Origin of the sequence: Opacimonas viscosa (genome assembly GCF_024199005.1) — a bacterium.
Lineage (GTDB): Bacteria > Pseudomonadota > Gammaproteobacteria > Enterobacterales > Alteromonadaceae > Opacimonas > Opacimonas viscosa.
In genome coordinates this window covers 1-16,916 of record NZ_JANATA010000016.1, presented here as the reverse complement: position 1 = coordinate 16,916, position 16,916 = coordinate 1, and the positions used below count along the sequence as shown (strand labels likewise).

Genomic DNA, 16,916 nt, shown 5'->3' with positions numbered 1-16,916 from the left:
TTTTTCAGGTACCAGAGTCAGAGATACCTATACAACATTTATAGAATGTAGCGACTTAAATCTTCATTATCGACAAGTAGCTCAAGGTGTTTGTTGACATATTCTTTATCGACAGTAAGTTGCTCACCACTCTTTTCACTCGCCTCATAAGAGATACTTTCCATCAAGCGTTCCATTACTGTATGCAAGCGACGAGCACCGATGTTTTCAGTGCGCTCATTAACTTGCCATGCAGCTTCTGCAATGCGATTTATACCATCTTCGGTAAATGAAACTGTCACACCTTCTGTACCTAACAAAGCAATATATTGCTCCGTTAATGATGCATTGGGCTCAGTTAAGATACGAGTAAAGTCTTCAACGCTCAATGCACTTAACTCAACACGGATTGGCAAACGACCTTGTAATTCTGGGATCAAATCTGAGGGTTTGCTCATCTGGAATGCACCTGATGCAATAAACAAAATATGGTCAGTTTTAACCATACCATGCTTGGTCGATACGGTAGAGCCTTCAATAATCGGCAATAAATCTCTTTGTACACCCTCACGCGAAACATCCGCACTGGTTGTGCCTTCGCGTTTACAGATTTTATCAATCTCATCAATAAACACGATCCCGTTTTGTTCAACCGCTTCTATCGCATCTTGTTTCAAGTCTTCTTTGTTGACCATCTTGGCTGCTTCTTCGTCAATAAGTAACTTTAACGCGTCTTTAACGGGAAGTTTTTTCTTTTTCTTTTCATTACTTGATAAGTTTTGGAACATACCTTGTAATTGATTGGTCATTTCTTCCATGCCTGGAGGAGCCATAATCTCAACTCCGACTTGCGGAGCAGCTACGTCAATCTCGATCTCTTTGTCATCTAATTTGCCTTCACGTAATTTCTTGCGAAAAGCCTGACGCGTCGATTTGTTATCGACTTCTTCTTTGTCGCCAAAGATATTTTCTGGTGGAGGGATCAAAATATCTAAGATACGCTCTTCAGCCGCTTCCTCTGCTCGGAATGTGACTTTTTTCATGGCCTGTTCTTTGACCATTTTCACGGCGATATCAGTAAGATCACGAATAATCGTCTCAACTTCCTTGCCCACATAACCTACTTCAGTAAATTTTGTGGCTTCGACTTTTACAAAAGGGGCATTCGCCAGTTTTGCTAAACGACGTGCTATTTCTGTTTTACCGACCCCTGTAGGACCGATCATTAAAATATTCTTAGGACTTACTTCTTGGCGTAATTCTGCAGGTAACTGCATACGACGCCAGCGGTTACGTAACGCGATAGATACCGCTCTTTTTGCATCTTGCTGACCAATAATATGACCATCTAATTCACTGACAATTTCTCTGGGGGTCATTTCCGACATAAATAATTTCCTACTACAAAAAGTTAGTAATCTAGGGTTTCAACCGTTTGATTTTGATTAGTATAAACACAAATATCGCCAGCAATCGTTAATGCCTTCGTAGCGATTTCCTCTGCATTTAATTCAGTATTTGCCAATAGCGCTGTTGCTGCAGCTTGGGCAAAAGGACCACCTGAGCCAATCGCAATCAAATCTTGCTCAGGCTGTATCACATCACCGTTACCCGTAATCACTAATGATGCGGTGTGATCAGCTACCGCTAAAAGGGCCTCTAACTTACGCAGCATCCGATCCGTTCGCCAATCTTTTGCTAACTCAACAGCCGCCTTGGTCAAATGCCCTTGATGCATTTCTAATTTCGCTTCAAACTTCTCAAAAAGCGTAAATGCATCAGCTGTACCACCGGCAAAACCAGCTAATACCTTATCGTTATATAGACGGCGTACTTTGCGGGCGTTACCTTTCATTACGGTATTACCCAATGATACTTGGCCATCCCCAGCGATCACCACTTGGTCACCACGTCTTACCGATACAATAGTTGTCATAGAAAATCCTTAATAAACTTCGCCAATATTGATTAGCACAATAGGATTTATGTGGGGGGATGTTTTATTTTTTCAAGAGGAAAATGATTCACTCAACAGGAAAAGACAAAGGGGCATCTAGCAAAGAAAGATGCTCAACAGGTTCGAGTAAGCGAACCATGATGATCAAAATGACATTGTGCAGTATGACTTACAAATTCCACAACCATATCTGGCAACTGTTAATATTGGTTCTTTGCAAAGTATGACGGTCTTTCTCAGCACGGCGTTTACTGGTATAAGGACCTAAGACCACTCTATACCAACCATTTTGTGAACCACGTATCTGTGGTTCTAACCCAACGAACGCCATCTTGGCTCGCATTTCATCGGCTTGGTCATAGGCGCGAAAAGAGCCACATTGCATCAAGTACCGCTTATCAGATTCGATAGCTTCTACATCTACCTCAACTTCATACCCAGGTAGTTCAGCAAAAAACTTAAACTCTTCTTTGGGTAATTCTGGTAAGGGATCTTTTTCATCGATGCTGGTGGGTTCTGCGATCTTTGGTTTTTGTATAGTCTCTTCAGTGACTGACTCTTGTTCGACTTGGGCACCGTCTATGGTACCTAACCAATAGATCCCGCCACCGAAAGCGGCTAATACACACAAAGCTAGCGCCACCTTAAACTTGGCTACCGAAGAAGTAGGTACGGGTTGTTTCTTTGCTGATGCTTTCTTACGAGGAGCAGGTTTGCGTTTAACGTAATCTTTTTGAGCCATGGAAAATACTAATTAAGGGATCCGCATCTATTGTATGTCGTTCCCTAGCTAAAATCTATGTTATCCACATCGATTGACCATCTAATACGCAATTCATTTGCTTTAGCTTCACATTCAGGCATTAACAAACCCAATACCTTCTGTAAATACGAACGGTTGGTGGATTGTAACACTACACAATAACGGTATCGGTTCTGCTTTTTCTCAATCAGACATGGCACTGGCCCTGCAACATTTAAATGCTGCATATGCCCAACAAAACCTAGCATGGTTTGTAAGAATGTCATGATTTTACGGATATCCTGATCTTCGGCCCTGAGTAACGCTTGGAAGCTGTATGGCGGTTGATTTAACGCTTTGCGTTCATGTAGGGCAAACTCAGCAAAATGTTGATAGCCATTGTTAATTAAATCTTGGAGCAATGGATGGCCTGGCTGTGCTGTTTGTAAATAAGTGACACCAGGTTTTTCAGCCCGCCCTGCTCGACCAGAGATTTGTGTGACGAGCTGCGCTAACTTTTCCGGAGCGCGAAAGTCGGCACTAAATAACGCACCATCGACATCTAAAATAATGACACAGGTCACATGAGCAAAATGATGTCCTTTGGCTAAAATTTGGGTGCCAACCAGAATTTGATGTTCCAAATTGTTTATCGCATCTAATGTTTTCGCTAGCGTTTGTTTGCCACGCATCGAATCTGAGTCGATTCTTATTGTCGAATATGCAGGAAATAATTGCTGGAGTCCGGTGGTTAACTGTTCAGTCCCAATACCCTCGGTCAAAATATCTCGACCACCACAGGCACTACATTGTCTAGGCATCGGTTGGGTGTGCAGACACTGGTGACACTGTACACTGCGGTTGAATTGATGATATGTGTACGCTTTGTCACAAGCTTGACAGGTATGCACATCACCACAGCTTTGACAAACTACCGCGGGTGCAAAACCGCGTCGGTTCATAAATACCAGTACTTGATTACCCTGTTGTAGGTGTTCTTTCATCAGAGTCAACGCTTCGTTCGTCAACCCATATTCAACCTGTTGTTGGGTGATATTTATCAGCGCTTGTTGCGCCATAACCGCCGAACCTGCACGGTTGGTTAATACATAATGCTGGTAACGTTCTTGTTTAGCGTTATATAAAGATTCTAAGGATGGTGTTGCGGTGCCTAGCAAGACCGGAATAGCCAATTTCCTAGCCAACATTATCGCGAGATCACGGGCATGATAGCGCAATCCATCTTGTTGTTTAAATGAATCGTCATGTTCTTCATCTATAATGATCATACCCAAGTGCGCAAAAGGGGTAAAAATCGCCGAACGGGTACCAATCACTAGGCCAAGTTCATTATGTCTCGCTTTTTGCCACACCTGCATCCGCTCATTGTCATTTAGACCGGAATGCAATACCCCAACTTCGATCCCAAAACGCTTGGCGAAACGAGCTACGGTTTGTGGAGTGAGTCCAATTTCGGGAACTAATATCAAAACTTGCTGGCCTTGGCGTAATACTTTTTCAATAATCTGTAAATAAACTTCGGTTTTACCACTGCCAGTCACACCTTCGATTAAGGCACAAAAAAATTGATTCAACTGACTACTGATACCGGTAATCGCGATAGATTGCTCAACATTGGGGGATAGATGCGTAGACTCAGTTGCCAACAAAGCAGTCAGCCATGCGCCGGAGTGAATGACACCGGGTTGTTTTTGCACTAATTCTTTATCGAGTAATGCTTTCACACTTGCAGCATTTGTTAATTTATGTGCTGAACTTAACGTTAGATGTTGACCATGAGATAACGCTTTATGCAAGGTTGCTAGTGCTGCATATTGCTTTTTGGCCTTTTTTTGTAACTGCATCACTGCAACATGCGCAGCTGCATCGCTAAAAGGTATGTCCGCAATATCTGGATGCAAAGCGATCTCTTCTGGTTTCGTATAAGTGCTTGGTGCCCCTTTACGTAACACAGCTGGAAGTGCCGTGTGGACCACTTCCCCTAGCGGTGCTTGATAGTATTGTGCCAGCCATGATAACAGTGCTAACCAATGTTCATTGACTACAGGTTCACAGTCTAATATTTCTTTCACTGCAGCAAGTTTAGGGAGGATCTCTTCGGCAATATCTGCTTCAGTCACTTCGTTGCACACTAAACCAACTAATTCACGATTAGCAAATTTCACCAATACCCGACATCCTCGTGCAACAGGTTGGTCAGAGATATAATGGAAGGTTCGGCGCAAAGGTACTGGCACAGCGACTTCAATGAAATGCATTTAGCGTTTTTTCCAAAATTATGAACGGGGAATACTTGCACAATCAGACGTTTTACTTTAATATGCGCGTCCCTTAACGGCAAGTCGAATGTTCGATTTGTATAAAATATTATTGCGTATGGTGTGCAACTTCGGGTTGTATAGCGATACGGCCTTAGCTTAGAGGTAAACCATGAAAACAGGTATCCACCCAACTTACGAAGAAATTACTGCAACTTGTTCATGCGGTAACGTAATGAAAGTACGTTCTACAGTAGGTAAAGACTTAAACTTGGACGTATGTTCATCTTGTCACCCTTTCTACACTGGTAAGCAACGTAACGTTGATACTGGTGGTCGTGTAGATCGCTTTAACAAGCGTTTCAGCGCATTAAGCAAAAAATAATACCGCTTAATTACTGATTCCCCAAAAAAAGCATCTTTCTAGATGCTTTTTTTTTGCCCTAACACTTATGTATGAGATAAACACAGGTGTTGAATCCAAATTTGTATGATACATTTACTGCATAATAATAAAAATCGACATCAAAACAGGACACCTAAACATACTTTAAGGATCACCCATTATCATGTCTGATTTTCGTCAACAGGCGCTAGACTACCACGCCTTTCCCAAGCCAGGAAAAATTAGTGTAGAGATGACCACGCCAGCTGAATCTGTAAAAGATTTAGCATTAGCTTACAGCCCAGGTGTCGCTGAGCCGGTCAGAGAAATTGCAGACGATGCCAACAACGCATACAAATACACAGCCAAGGGCAACCTTGTCGCAGTTATCTCAAATGGTACTGCAATCCTCGGTTTAGGAAATTTGGGCCCGCTTGCTTCAAAACCAGTAATGGAAGGTAAAGCCCTCCTCTTTAAACGTTTTGCTGGTATAGATTCGATTGATATTGAAGTCACCCACCGCACCACAGAAGAGTTTATCAATACCGTTGCTAATATAGCAGACACATTTGGCGGTATTAATCTAGAAGATATCAAAGCCCCTGAGTGCTTTGAAATAGAACAAGAATTACAAAAACGCTGTAGCATCCCTATCTTCCACGATGATCAACACGGTACAGCTATCGTCACAGCTGCCGGGATGTTGAACGCCTTAGAAATTCAAGGTAAAGAAATCAGTAATGTCACCATTGTATGTATGGGGGCTGGTGCTGCTGCAATCGCTTGTATGGAATTACTCATCAAGTGTGGCGCACAGCGTGAAAAAATTTATATGCTCGACCGCAATGGTGTGATCCATACCCGTCGCGAAAATCTGCCCGTTCACAAATTGGCATTTGCAAACAATACGGACAAACGTACGCTGGAAGATGTCATGGATGGCGCAGATGTCTTTGTTGGTGTATCTGGACCTGATGTGTTACCTCCAGAAACACTCAAAATGATGGCCCCTAATCCAGTAGTATTCGCTTGTTCAAATCCAGATCCAGAAATCAGACCTGAATTAGCTATGGCGACTCGCGATGATTTGATTATGGCAACGGGTCGCTCAGACTACCCTAACCAGGTCAACAATGTTTTGTGTTTCCCGTTTATTTTTAGAGGGGCACTAGACGTCAGAGCTACCGCCATAAACGATGCTATGAAGGTTGCTGCAGTAGAAGCGATTAGAGCAATATCAAAAGAGGAAGTCCCAGAAGAAGTGCTTATCGCCAGCCAATCTAAAGCATTAAGTTTTGGTCGAGATTATATTATTCCTAAGCCAATGGACCCACGTTTATGCTCACGTATAGCAAAAGCAGTAGGTCAAGCGGCGATTGACTCAGGTGTGGCTCAGCTAGAGTCGTTACCGACTAATCTTCAGTACTAACCTGCGAATTTGCTAATTCCACGTCCAAGCCCATCGCTTCCATCAAAGCACGGGCTTCGGCTGGTACTCGATTCGGGTTATCTTTGCGCAGATCATTATCATCAGGTAATGGCTGTCCCGTAAACGCATGCAAAAAAGCTTCACATAACAATTCTGAATTCGTTGCATGACGAAGGTTATTGACTTGACGACGTGTGCGCTCATCGGTGAGGATCTGCAGTACATTCATCGGTATAGAAACGGTGACCTTTTTTACTTGTTCGCTTTTTTTACCATGCTCTGCGTAAGGGTGAATATATTTACCATTCCACTGTGTCATTATTGTTCTACCTTTTGTTATGACTTATGCGAATTTTGCGTAGGGTTTTGGTCTTAAGCAGGATCAATAAATGTTGACGCTTGCTTAATATTCTCGTATTTTAGACGTCTAAACGTCTATTGTATACTTTTTTCTGGAGCGCAAGTATGGTTTCCCTTGCTCAAGGTGTGGATTCCCTTAACCAAAGTTTATCTGAATTACGAGATATCGAAGTCTCGTTTGAGTTTTTTCCGCCAAGTAATGAAAAAATGGAAAATATGTTATGGAAGTCTGTTGAACGACTCGCTCCTTTACAACCGAATTATATGTCGGTCACGTATGGTGCAAATTCCGGAGAGCGTGACAAAACACATAATGTTGTAAAACGAATCCAAAACGACATCGGGATACCTGCTGTACCTCACTTGACCTGTGTCGATGCACAACCCGATGAGTTACGACAAATTGCGAAAGAGTATTGGGCAAATGGTATTCGCCGTATCGTAGCTTTACGTGGAGATTTACCACCTGGGATGGACAAGCCAGATATGTATGCAAGTGACTTAGTTACCTTGCTAAAAGATGTTGCTGATTTTGATATATCGGTCGCTGCATATCCAGAAAAACATCCAGAAGCACCCAATGACCAATTCGACCTACTGAACTTAAAACGCAAAGCCGAAGCAGGTGCAAATGAAGCAATTACGCAGTTCTTTTTTGATACCACTCACTATTTGCGTTTTCGCGACCGTGCGGCAGCGGCAGGGATTGATATCGATATCGTACCGGGGATTTTACCAGTCACTAATTACCAAACCTTAGTGAAGTTTGCAGGATTTACCAATGTACATGTGCCGAACTGGTTGCATAAAATGTACGATGGACTAGACGATTCAGACCAAACAACACGTAATTTGTTAGCCGCAAATATTGCTATGGACCAGGTAAAAGTGCTAGCACGTGAAGGCGTCAAACACTTCCACTTCTATACGTTAAATCGCAGTGAATTGAGTTATGCCATTTGTCATATGTTAGGTGCTCGACCGAGCAATTAATCCTGAGACAACATAAAACTTATGCTATGTTTAGCTTTGTAGTTATTGACCGATAAAGCCTAATAAGCTTCTCTTTTAGGCTTTTATTTAAATAAACGTATAAGGCACTTCATGCACGTAAATGGACTTCAGCGGGTATTCGCTTTTTTAAGCACCGTCACTTTACCTCACCTACGCACCTTGATTCAGTATTTTGTTAAGCGCTGCGCGAATGACAAAATTACCATATCTGCTGGGCATTTAGCGTATGTTTCTTTGCTTTCTTTAGTGCCTTTTATTATGGTGTTTTTCACCATAATGTCGGCCTTTCCCGCATTTGAAAATGTCAGAACCGTAGTCGAAGACTTTATCTTTAATAACTTTGTACCAACCTCTGGCAATGTCGTCCAAGAATACGTTGCAGAATTTGTTGGTAATGCTTCGAGTATGGGCGCAGTCGGGATATTATCTTTACTCGTTGTTGCTCTGCTCTTGATCTCCAATATTGATAAAACATTGAATCGAATTTGGCGTATTGAAGAAAAGCGTCCAACGATGTTCACCTTTGCTATTTACTGGATGGTCATTACTCTCGGTCCTATCCTGATGGGTTCAAGCGTTGTGGTGAGTTCTTATTTGATCAGCCTAGCCGCTTTTGCCGATACTTATACACCAGGTTTTAGTACCTTTTTGTTAAAACTGGTGCCTAGTATGCTGTCGATTTTTGCATTCTTGATTTTGTATATGCTGGTGCCCAATGAACGCGTTAAATTCAAACACGCGCTATCCGGGGCAATCCTGGCGACCATTTTATTTGAACTATCAAAAAAGGGGTTCGCGTTGTATGTTGCCAACTTCCCTTCTTATGAATTAATCTATGGCGCGTTAGCCGTGATCCCGATCTTGTTTGTTTGGGTTTATCTGTCTTGGATAGTGGTATTACTTGGCGCCGAATTTACCTGTGCCGTTAAAGAGGCTTGGATAGAAACACCTGAATCTATCCCTGCATCGACTGAATAAACGCATTGGATTGCTTAATCGCTTCATTCATCTCACTGACTAAGCGGTTCACATCTTTGCGAATAACACCTAGTTCACCCTCTAATGCACCAACCGCGCTGGCATTTAAATTATGCTTCAAATACAAAACATTGTTCTGTAACGCATCCAACACAGGCGGCATACTGTTTTCGACCTTACGCATAGCTTTGAGCATGTTCGTATATTGGCGCTTGGTATTGCGAAGTTTGTTCTGACTATCACGCTGCAAATTTGCATTGGTATACAAATCCAATTCAGCTTTCCATTCAGCAAAGAGTGCTTCTGCGACACTTTCCACCTTATCGATGCGTTTAGTCACTGCTGTTGCAGCAGATTTTGAATCATCATACTGTCCTTTCAGGTTGTCATAAACGTCTTCTAATTCACCACCATCAAAATTTATTAATGCGGAAAACTCTGCTAAAGCAGAAGAAAACTGCTCCTGAGCGGCAGTTTGTGAATCTCGAGCATCTTCGACTCGGTCAACAAGAATATCACGCTTTTCAACCCCGAGTTTTTCCCAAGCCGAATAATAGGTCGACTGACAAGCACTCAAGGCAAGCACGGCTCCCAAGCACAGCAGTTTAAATGCTTGGCTATTCATAAGGGGTAAACTTTGCAGCATCGATAATAGACCAGAGATGAAAAATCGCACCTACTGGCCATAAAATAGCCAATATGACTGTGGCGGTTAATCCATAACAAATGGCAGTAACTAAAAAAAACATTAGCGCTTTTCCTATTCTGCCTTGTACTAACTGGCCTAAACCAGGTATGAAGATATTACAAATTGCTGCGATGACATTGCCACCCGATCCTTGACTAGGCATAATTTTTTCCTATTGTTCGATTATGGTTGTAATTGTTCAGTATTTAATAGATAAACTAGACTATAATTTAAAGAAAAACAACTAGATGCCACAACTTTACTCACCTGCTAATCCTTATCGACATTTTATGCTGCCTGTAACGCATGGGCATGAGATCTACGTCGAAGAAACGGGGAACCCCAAAGGCATCCCGATCCTCTTTATACACGGCGGGCCAGGCGCAGGTTTAAGCACTGATTACTCAAAACAATTTGATACTAATATCTATCGCATTATAGGTTTTGAGCAACGTGGTTGTGGCCGTTCGACTCCATTTGCATCCATTGAAAATAATACGACTCAAGATTTATTAAACGATATTCATGCACTGCGAGAGCATCTACACATCGACAAGTGGATATTGTTTGGTGGCAGTTGGGGATCGACCTTGGCTTTATTAGCTGCAATTGCTGCCCCTGAGCATACTTTGGGGCTTATATTGCGTGGCGTTTTTTTGGGTCGAGAGCAAGATATCCATTGGTATATTCATCCTCAGGGCGGTGCGGGTCAATTGTACCCAGAGCATTACGAGGCCTTTGTGCAAGATGTCGGGTATCTAGATACCACGAAAGAAATCTGTGATGCTTTTTTTACACTCTTTAACCAAAAAAATAAATTTGCCAAAGCAAATGCATTACGTGCTTGGTACGGTTGGGAAGAACGTATTTCTAGGATCCAACATCCATATGGTGACCCTTTATATAATTATGACTTACATCAAGTTGCTAGCTTAGCTATGCTAGAATGTCACTATTTGAAGAATGATTGTTTTATCCCTGACAATTACATTTTGGATAACATCCATGCCATCAATCACATCCCTGGCATGATTGTGCATGGTCGCTATGACATGATCTGTAAACTGGAATCTTCATATTCATTACAACAAATCTGGCCCAACAGTCAGCTCACTATTGTTCCCGACGCAGGGCATAGTACCTCTGAGCCTGGGATAGCCTTTGCGTTGAAGCAAGCAACTGATACTATGTATAAAATTATCGACATCAATTAGTTTTCTACAGGTCTGTTATGATTGCTTTAGTTCAACGTGTTACCTCAGCAAACGTTTCTGTTGCCGGCTCGACTATAGGTGATATCCAACAAGGTATGTTGGTCCTGCTAGGTGTTGAAGCCAACGACACTCCAGCAACAGTCACCAAAATGATCTCTAAATTACTCAAATTTAGAATGTTTAACGATGACCAGGGCAAGATGAATATCAACATCCAGCAGTCCCAAGGTGACATCTTAGTAGTTTCACAGTTTACTCTCGTAGCCGACACCCAAAAAGGGAATCGCCCAGGCTTTTCTAGAGGAGCTCCACCGGCATTAGGTGAGGAACTTTATAATCACTTTGTTGCCGAATTAAAACACACATGTACGAATTTAGTCCAAACCGGACAGTTTGGTGCAGATATGCAGGTGAGTTTAGTCAATGACGGTCCTGTCACTTTCTCACTGCAAGTTTAAGAGGTTCTCTTGTATAAAATAATCACTCCTAAAACCGAAGAGCAGTTTCGCCAATACTATCAGTTTCGTTGGCAAATCCTACGTGAACCTTTTAATTACCCCAAAGGCTCAGAAAAGGACGAATATGAAAACGTCGCTGAGCATCGTATGGTGTTAAATAACAAGAATGAGATCATTGCGGTTGGGCGCTGTCACTTTAATACCGCTGAAGAAGTCCAAATAAGGCATATAGCGGTTAGCTTTGATGCGCATGGCAAAGGTATGGGTAGAGTGATTTTATCCGCACTGGAGAACTTTGCGGTAGAAAATGGTGCAATTAGAGCTGTTACCAATAGCTTAGAAACTTCTGAGCACTTTTTTAGAAGTTGTGGTTATGTCGTCGCGGATGAAGCGGCTCAAGATCTAATGCGCTTAAAACGCCTGCAGATGGTAAAAAAACTGGGTAACAACCAACATGTTTTGGTACATCCAGAATGGTGCCAAACTTTACAAGAGACTTGGCAAACCACGATCCCAATTTCTGATCAAATGGGGATCAAGATTTATCAGTATTCAGGGGATACACTCGAAGTACGTGCTTCCTTAAACAAAAATATCAACTTACATGGCACCATGTTTGCCGGCAGTATTTTTTCCTTAGCCACATTAACTGGCTGGGGCATGATTTACTTGCAGCTTCGGGAACAAGGTCTCAGTGGTGATATCGTATTGGGTGATAGTAATATTCACTACCATAAACCCATTACTGCTCAGCCCAGAGCGATTGCAGATCTTGCACACTACAAAGCAGCTTACAAAACGCTGAATTCTGGTAAAAAAATGCAAGTAGAATTAATCGTGAAAATTATGGATGGAACTAAGGCGGTTGCAGAGTTCACCGGTGTATATTGGATTTTGAACCCTGGCCCCAGCGAAAGTAAGCACACTGAAAATACCTCAGCTTAAAATCTGCTGGAAAACAAACAAGAATAAAGACAAATAAAACGAGTTAACAATCATAAAAAAAGGCTTTTTCTATCTTAGAAAAAGCCTTTTTAATTCTTGCAGAACAAAATACCAACTTTAGCAATTATGCCATAGCTGCTTGTATTTTCTTCATGGCATTCTTTTCAATTTGTCTCACACGCTCAGCAGACACTTCATATTTAGCGGCTAAATCTTGGAGAGTCATTTTATTATCATTCAACCAACGCGTTTCGATAATGTGCTGACTTCTTTCATCCAATGTTTTAATTGCTGCATATAGACGCTTTGCAGCATTGTCATCAAAATCTTTGTTAATAACCGCAGCTTCAACGTTCTCTGATTTGTCTTCTAAATACTGCGCAGGCGCATAGTTTGGATTATCATCATTGTCATCCGCAGAAAGGTCAAAAGCAGCATCTTGAGAACCCATACGGGCCTCCATCTGCAATACTTCTTTTTCACTGACACCTAATTCTTCAGCTACCTTTTGGACTTCGTCATGCGTGAACCAACCTAAACGCTTTTTAGATTTTCGTAAATTAAAAAATAATTTACGTTGCGCTTTGGTCGTAGCTACTTTCACGATACGCCAATTTTTTAATACAAATTCATGGATCTCAGCTTTTATCCAGTGGACCGCAAAAGATACCAGGCGAACACCTACATCAGGGTTGAAGCGTTTCACCGCTTTCATCAAACCGATATTACCTTCTTGGATAAGATCCGCTTGGGGTAGGCCATAGCCTGAATAAGATTTAGCAATATGCACAACAAAACGCAGATGAGACATGACCAACTCACGAGCAGCTTCAACATCACCTTCATGATAAAGGCGATCTGCAAGTGACTTTTCCTGCTCTGCTGAAAGCATAGGAATCGAAGAAATAGATTGTACGTAGCTTTCAATGCTTCCGCTTTGCGGTAAACTTAATGCTAGTTGCATTGACTGTGTCATTAAAAAACCTCGTAAAATTCAATAAATATTCAATTTTAAGTAAATTCTGTATTTATATTTTACTTAAAAATATGTGTCGCTGGCAAGTGTCTAAGACAGGATAAAATGAGACCAACGCAACAATATCTAACACCATAACATAGACTAGCATAAATGCTAATAGTTCAAGTTAATATTGTGTTAAAACTTCCAAATTCAAGCCTTTTGTACTGAAATAAATAATTTCATCCAAAATAACCGTACATTTATACAATATACTGATAACGATTAAGCTGCGAGTATTACCCAAAGAATAGCAACCGTCATAAATACCAGTGCAGCACTAAATTTGTAAAGGGGTTTAGGATGCTTAATCGTCAACTGAATACTGCTACCTGCCAGGAAAAACAGGGCAAACGCGACGATAAAATCAACGATGTGCCATCTGACTTGTTCAGTAGCTAGCATCGCCACCAGTGGGATACACAAAACCGCAGCAGACAAAAACGCCATGCGCTTGAGATCGACATATTGGGTAATTTCGTTCATGAATATAACCTTTGGACTTATCCTGATGGGGTACAAAATGTGTCAGGTGAATCTAAACCGCCAACTACTGTGCGATTTAAAGTCTCGACATACATAGGATGATTGTTTGCCTCGCATATAATCACAACCCTATAAGGGTGTCAAATTTTCACATATTAGAGCAAAACTCATCGGTGAGATTGTCTTTTATTTTGGCTCAATCTCTTTGATATGTTTTTGTACCGAGATAATCGAACCTAATAAGCCTAAAATGATAGACAGCAGTAAAATAACGCCTAACGCAGTAGTATCTAAGCCAGTAAGTGTGAACTGAGTTTGGTACAAATTGGCTAAATTGGCGATACCTGACTGTAGCCACCACAACAAGAAAGCAATTAAAATCCACGCTAAAACACCACCGAGTAAACCGTACCACATTCCGGTATATAAAAATGGGAACCGAATAAAATTATCGGTCGCACCCACTAATTTCATGATGATAATTTCTTCACGTTGACTAAGTATATTTAACCTGATGGTATTCCCAATAATAAGCACCACTGAGACGCATAACAAAATAGCAACAATCCACACGACATCTCGTGCAACACTGACGGTTGCATACAAACGCTCTAGCCACTCTATATCCAACTTACCAAAATCCACATGAGTTTGTCGCTCAAGCTTTTTCACCAATGTCCGTGCAGCATTTGGTTGTACATAACTCGCTTTGGGCGTGATCAAAATAACGTGAGGTAATGGATTTTTATCTAAATATGCCAGTGAATTAGTTAAGCCTGAGGCTTGTTCGAATTCTATAAGGGCGTTGTCTGCTGTCACTAATTCAGCCGCTTCGACCTCACTAAACAAAGACACGGCTAAGCGTAATTGTTGGGCCTGGGCTACACTAGTGTTGGGTTTTAGGTATAGCGATATTTCTCCAGCTTGTTCCCATCCGGCGGTGACCTGTTCTGTGTTTTTAACCAATAAATACAACGTACTGGGTAAGGTGATCGAAAGCCCTAAAACGCCAATGGTCATGAGTGACGCTAAAGGTTGGCGCCACAACTCACCTAAACTCGCCAATAACTGGCGAAAATGATTCAGAACGGTCATGACAAATCTTTGTACTATCCCAACCTTATGTTCGGTGACAGCTGTTTTACGACCTGCAAATAATAAACTCATTAACGATACCTCGGCGTATCATTATCTACATGTACGTCTGAAGGTAATTTGGTATTCGTTTCATTCAACAAGACGTCTTCTTGGAGCCCATCCTCGATGAGGCGACCATTTTTAATCGTCAAATTGCGATATTTCATACGTGCTATTAAACCCAAATCATGAGTCGCAATAAACACACTCATCCCAGATTGATTAAGTGCTTCAAAGAGACGCATAATTTCCATAGACAATTTCGGATCTAAATTACCTGTTGGCTCATCAGCCAATAACAAGGGAGGACGGTTAACTATCGCACGGGCAATACCGACACGCTGTTGTTGCCCTCCAGAAAGTGCCATAGGCGCATTTTGTGCACGACTTAACAACCCCACCAAATCCAATGCTGCATGCACTCTTTTAGTAATTTGTTTGCGTGAATACCCTTCTATCACCAAAGGTAGGGCGACATTATCAAATACGGTTCGGTCCATAAGTAGCTGGTGAGACTGGAAAATCATACCAATGTCACGTCGGATATATGGAATATCTTTATGCGAAAGTTGTCCAAGGTCATGCCCGTTTATCAATACGCGCCCAACACTAGGACGTTCCATCAAACTAATTAATTTGAGGATGGTCGACTTACCCGCACCGGAGTGACCTGTTAAAAAAGCCATTTCACCTTTAGCAACGTGAAAATTGACCTTTTGTAAGGCTAATTGCCCCCCTGGATATGTTTTACTGACATCATCAAATTTAATCATAAGAGCAACTTAAGTTAGTTTACTAGTTACGTATTTAGGCGTTATCTTCTTGTGCAAATAACGCAGAAATGAATTCAGTACTGTCAAAGGCGCGTAAATCATCAATGCCCTCTCCCACTCCAATATAACGAATGGGGATCTGTAATTCCGCAGCAATTGGGAAAATAACTCCGCCTTTTGCGGTACCATCAAGCTTACTTAAAGTAATACCGGTGATACCTACTGCGTCATTGAACAACTTAGCCTGCGAAATTGCATTTTGGCCAGTTCCGGCATCTAGAGTCAACATAACCTCATGTGGCGCATCTGGGTTAACTTTTTTCATGACCCGTACCACTTTTTCTAGTTCAGCCATTAAATGGTCTTTATTTTGTAGTCGTCCAGCTGTATCAGCAATTAAGATATCGATATCTTTTGCGGCTGCTGACTGCAAAGCATCAAACAACACCGAAGCACTGTCTGCACCAGTGTGTTGAGCGACCACTGGGATATCATTGCGTTCTCCCCATACTTGGAGTTGCTCAACTGCTGCGGCCCTAAAAGTATCTCCTGCTGCTAACATGACTTTCTTACCTTGAGCTTGAAACTGTTTAGCCATTTTACCAATGGTAGTGGTCTTCCCTACGCCATTGACCCCTACCATCAAGATCACAAATGGGCCATCACTCTTATCCACATCTAATGGCGCTTGGACATCATCTAGTAGACCTGACATATATGTTTTGAGTTCATCATACAAAGCATCCGCTTCACGAAGTGTAGACTTATCAGCGGTCTTGGTTAGATGCGTAATGATATCTTGGGTTGTTTTCATTCCCACATCAGCCACGAGCAATTGTGTTTCTAGTTCTTCATAAAGTTCGTCGTCAATCTTTCGCCCGCGAAAGAGATTGACAAACCCACTGCCAATATTCTGTTTGGTACGTGACAGGCGAGAGGCTAATGAAGCAAAAAAACCAGGAGCGGCTTCATTCTTTGTTTTTTCGTCAGCCGTAGCAGGTTCCTCCGCTACAATCGCCGCAGGTTCCTCCGCTACAATCGCCGCAGGTTCCTCCGCTACAATCGCCGCAGGTT

The 16,916-nt window shown here is 41.9% G+C and carries 19 protein-coding genes; 7 read left to right on the top strand and 12 right to left on the bottom strand.

Going from position 1 to position 16,916, the window contains the following annotated elements; all coding sequences use genetic code 11:
- Positions 1 to 38: 38 nt before the first annotated feature.
- The 4 genes from hslU to priA all read right to left on the bottom strand — a co-directional run bounded on the left by hslU (position 39) and on the right by priA (position 4,957).
- On the bottom strand, positions 39 to 1,367 hold the full coding sequence (hslU, locus tag NLF92_RS09345; RefSeq protein ID WP_254101151.1) for an ATP-dependent protease ATPase subunit HslU: 1,329 nt from the start codon (positions 1,365 to 1,367) through the stop codon (positions 39 to 41).
- A gap of 23 nt (positions 1,368 to 1,390) precedes the next feature.
- The gene (gene hslV, locus NLF92_RS09340; RefSeq protein ID WP_254101149.1) at positions 1,391 to 1,915 is read right to left on the bottom strand and encodes an ATP-dependent protease subunit HslV; all 525 of its coding nucleotides are present in this window, start codon (positions 1,913 to 1,915) and stop codon (positions 1,391 to 1,393) included.
- A gap of 190 nt (positions 1,916 to 2,105) precedes the next feature.
- Positions 2,106 to 2,678 (bottom strand): SPOR domain-containing protein, encoded by a 573-nt coding sequence (locus NLF92_RS09335; RefSeq protein ID WP_254101147.1) that lies wholly within the window; start codon positions 2,676 to 2,678, stop codon positions 2,106 to 2,108.
- Positions 2,679 to 2,722: 44 nt separating this feature from the next.
- The gene (gene priA / locus NLF92_RS09330; RefSeq protein WP_254101145.1) at positions 2,723 to 4,957 is read right to left on the bottom strand and encodes a primosomal protein N'; all 2,235 of its coding nucleotides are present in this window, start codon (positions 4,955 to 4,957) and stop codon (positions 2,723 to 2,725) included.
- A gap of 172 nt (positions 4,958 to 5,129) precedes the next feature.
- Here priA and rpmE point away from each other — a divergent pair, with 172 nt between their 5' ends.
- Positions 5,130 to 5,342 carry a 50S ribosomal protein L31 gene (gene rpmE, locus NLF92_RS09325; protein ID WP_254101143.1) on the top strand — a complete coding sequence of 71 codons (213 nt, stop codon included), beginning with the start codon at positions 5,130 to 5,132 and terminating at the stop codon, positions 5,340 to 5,342.
- A gap of 184 nt (positions 5,343 to 5,526) precedes the next feature.
- On the top strand, positions 5,527 to 6,771 hold the full coding sequence (locus NLF92_RS09320) for a malic enzyme-like NAD(P)-binding protein (RefSeq protein ID WP_254101141.1): 1,245 nt from the start codon (positions 5,527 to 5,529) through the stop codon (positions 6,769 to 6,771).
- On the opposite strand, the gene metJ is transcribed toward NLF92_RS09320, so the two are convergent.
- Entirely contained in the window at positions 6,755 to 7,090 is a 336-nt protein-coding gene (metJ, locus tag NLF92_RS09315) for a met regulon transcriptional regulator MetJ (protein WP_254101139.1), read from the bottom strand. The genes NLF92_RS09320 and metJ overlap by 17 nt on opposite strands.
- Positions 7,091 to 7,236: 146 nt before the next feature.
- Between metJ and metF the strand changes: the two genes are divergently transcribed.
- Both metF and NLF92_RS09305 read left to right on the top strand, forming a co-directional pair.
- A complete protein-coding gene (metF, locus tag NLF92_RS09310) occupies positions 7,237 to 8,124 on the top strand; it encodes a methylenetetrahydrofolate reductase (RefSeq protein ID WP_254101137.1) in 888 nt (295 codons plus the stop codon).
- A 111-nt stretch (positions 8,125 to 8,235) separates the two neighbouring features.
- Positions 8,236 to 9,123: a virulence factor BrkB family protein gene (locus NLF92_RS09305; protein ID WP_254101135.1), complete on the top strand. Its 888-nt coding sequence runs from the start codon at positions 8,236 to 8,238 to the stop codon at positions 9,121 to 9,123.
- Here NLF92_RS09305 and NLF92_RS09300 read toward each other — a convergent pair.
- Both NLF92_RS09300 and NLF92_RS09295 read right to left on the bottom strand, forming a co-directional pair.
- Positions 9,101 to 9,748, bottom strand: coding sequence for a DUF2959 domain-containing protein (locus NLF92_RS09300; RefSeq protein WP_254101133.1), 648 nt, complete (start codon positions 9,746 to 9,748; stop codon positions 9,101 to 9,103). The genes NLF92_RS09305 and NLF92_RS09300 overlap by 23 nt on opposite strands.
- Positions 9,741 to 9,974, bottom strand: coding sequence for a hypothetical protein (locus NLF92_RS09295; RefSeq protein ID WP_254101131.1), 234 nt, complete (start codon positions 9,972 to 9,974; stop codon positions 9,741 to 9,743). The genes NLF92_RS09300 and NLF92_RS09295 overlap by 8 nt, the downstream gene beginning before the upstream one ends.
- Positions 9,975 to 10,059: 85 nt before the next feature.
- On the opposite strand from NLF92_RS09295, the gene pip reads away from it, so the two are divergent.
- The 3 genes from pip to NLF92_RS09280 are packed head-to-tail and all read left to right on the top strand — an operon-like array spanning position 10,060 to position 12,428.
- Positions 10,060 to 11,025, top strand: a complete 966-nt coding sequence (pip, locus tag NLF92_RS09290) for a prolyl aminopeptidase (RefSeq protein WP_254101129.1) — start codon at positions 10,060 to 10,062, stop codon at positions 11,023 to 11,025.
- 17 nt (positions 11,026 to 11,042) lie between these two features.
- The gene (gene dtd / locus NLF92_RS09285) at positions 11,043 to 11,483 is read left to right on the top strand and encodes a D-aminoacyl-tRNA deacylase (protein ID WP_254101127.1); all 441 of its coding nucleotides are present in this window, start codon (positions 11,043 to 11,045) and stop codon (positions 11,481 to 11,483) included.
- 9 nt (positions 11,484 to 11,492) lie between these two features.
- A complete protein-coding gene (locus tag NLF92_RS09280) occupies positions 11,493 to 12,428 on the top strand; it encodes a bifunctional GNAT family N-acetyltransferase/hotdog fold thioesterase (protein WP_254101125.1) in 936 nt (311 codons plus the stop codon).
- 124 nt (positions 12,429 to 12,552) lie between these two features.
- Here NLF92_RS09280 and rpoH read toward each other — a convergent pair whose 3' ends face one another.
- From rpoH to ftsY, 5 genes are all read right to left on the bottom strand, one after another.
- Positions 12,553 to 13,404 (bottom strand): RNA polymerase sigma factor RpoH, encoded by an 852-nt coding sequence (gene rpoH, locus NLF92_RS09275; RefSeq protein WP_254101123.1) that lies wholly within the window; start codon positions 13,402 to 13,404, stop codon positions 12,553 to 12,555.
- A gap of 267 nt (positions 13,405 to 13,671) precedes the next feature.
- On the bottom strand, positions 13,672 to 13,932 hold the full coding sequence (locus NLF92_RS09270; RefSeq protein ID WP_254101121.1) for a hypothetical protein: 261 nt from the start codon (positions 13,930 to 13,932) through the stop codon (positions 13,672 to 13,674).
- Positions 13,933 to 14,118: 186 nt separating this feature from the next.
- Positions 14,119 to 15,099 carry a permease-like cell division protein FtsX gene (gene ftsX / locus NLF92_RS09265; protein WP_254101119.1) on the bottom strand — a complete coding sequence of 327 codons (981 nt, stop codon included), beginning with the start codon at positions 15,097 to 15,099 and terminating at the stop codon, positions 14,119 to 14,121.
- Entirely contained in the window at positions 15,099 to 15,842 is a 744-nt protein-coding gene (gene ftsE / locus NLF92_RS09260) for a cell division ATP-binding protein FtsE (protein WP_254101117.1), read from the bottom strand. Before ftsE ends, ftsX begins: the two co-directional genes overlap by 1 nt.
- A 34-nt stretch (positions 15,843 to 15,876) precedes the next feature.
- Positions 15,877 to 16,916, bottom strand: a 1,040-nt coding sequence (gene ftsY / locus NLF92_RS09255) for a signal recognition particle-docking protein FtsY (protein ID WP_254101115.1), incomplete at its 5' end; no start/stop codon positions are given.

Bases quoted from the DNA above. Each gene is read 5' to 3' on its own strand.
- metJ (WP_254101139.1), bottom strand. From the start codon at position 7,090: ATGACACAGTGGAATGGTAAATATATTCACCCTTACGCAGAGCATGGT.
- NLF92_RS09335 (WP_254101147.1), bottom strand. From the start codon at position 2,678: ATGGCTCAAAAAGATTACGTTAAACGCAAACCTGCTCCTCGTAAGAAA.
- hslU (WP_254101151.1), bottom strand. From the start codon at position 1,367: ATGTCGGAAATGACCCCCAGAGAAATTGTCAGTGAATTAGATGGTCAT.
- pip (WP_254101129.1), top strand. From the start codon at position 10,060: ATGCCACAACTTTACTCACCTGCTAATCCTTATCGACATTTTATGCTG.
- NLF92_RS09295 (WP_254101131.1), bottom strand. From the start codon at position 9,974: ATGCCTAGTCAAGGATCGGGTGGCAATGTCATCGCAGCAATTTGTAAT.
- NLF92_RS09320 (WP_254101141.1), top strand. From the start codon at position 5,527: ATGTCTGATTTTCGTCAACAGGCGCTAGACTACCACGCCTTTCCCAAG.
- ftsX (WP_254101119.1), bottom strand. From the start codon at position 15,099: ATGAGTTTATTATTTGCAGGTCGTAAAACAGCTGTCACCGAACATAAG.
- metF (WP_254101137.1), top strand. From the start codon at position 7,237: ATGGTTTCCCTTGCTCAAGGTGTGGATTCCCTTAACCAAAGTTTATCT.
- dtd (WP_254101127.1), top strand. From the start codon at position 11,043: ATGATTGCTTTAGTTCAACGTGTTACCTCAGCAAACGTTTCTGTTGCC.
- hslV (WP_254101149.1), bottom strand. From the start codon at position 1,915: ATGACAACTATTGTATCGGTAAGACGTGGTGACCAAGTGGTGATCGCT.
- ftsE (WP_254101117.1), bottom strand. From the start codon at position 15,842: ATGATTAAATTTGATGATGTCAGTAAAACATATCCAGGGGGGCAATTA.
- rpmE (WP_254101143.1), top strand. From the start codon at position 5,130: ATGAAAACAGGTATCCACCCAACTTACGAAGAAATTACTGCAACTTGT.
- NLF92_RS09300 (WP_254101133.1), bottom strand. From the start codon at position 9,748: ATGAATAGCCAAGCATTTAAACTGCTGTGCTTGGGAGCCGTGCTTGCC.
- rpoH (WP_254101123.1), bottom strand. From the start codon at position 13,404: ATGACACAGTCAATGCAACTAGCATTAAGTTTACCGCAAAGCGGAAGC.
- NLF92_RS09270 (WP_254101121.1), bottom strand. From the start codon at position 13,932: ATGAACGAAATTACCCAATATGTCGATCTCAAGCGCATGGCGTTTTTG.
- priA (WP_254101145.1), bottom strand. From the start codon at position 4,957: ATGCATTTCATTGAAGTCGCTGTGCCAGTACCTTTGCGCCGAACCTTC.
- NLF92_RS09305 (WP_254101135.1), top strand. From the start codon at position 8,236: ATGCACGTAAATGGACTTCAGCGGGTATTCGCTTTTTTAAGCACCGTC.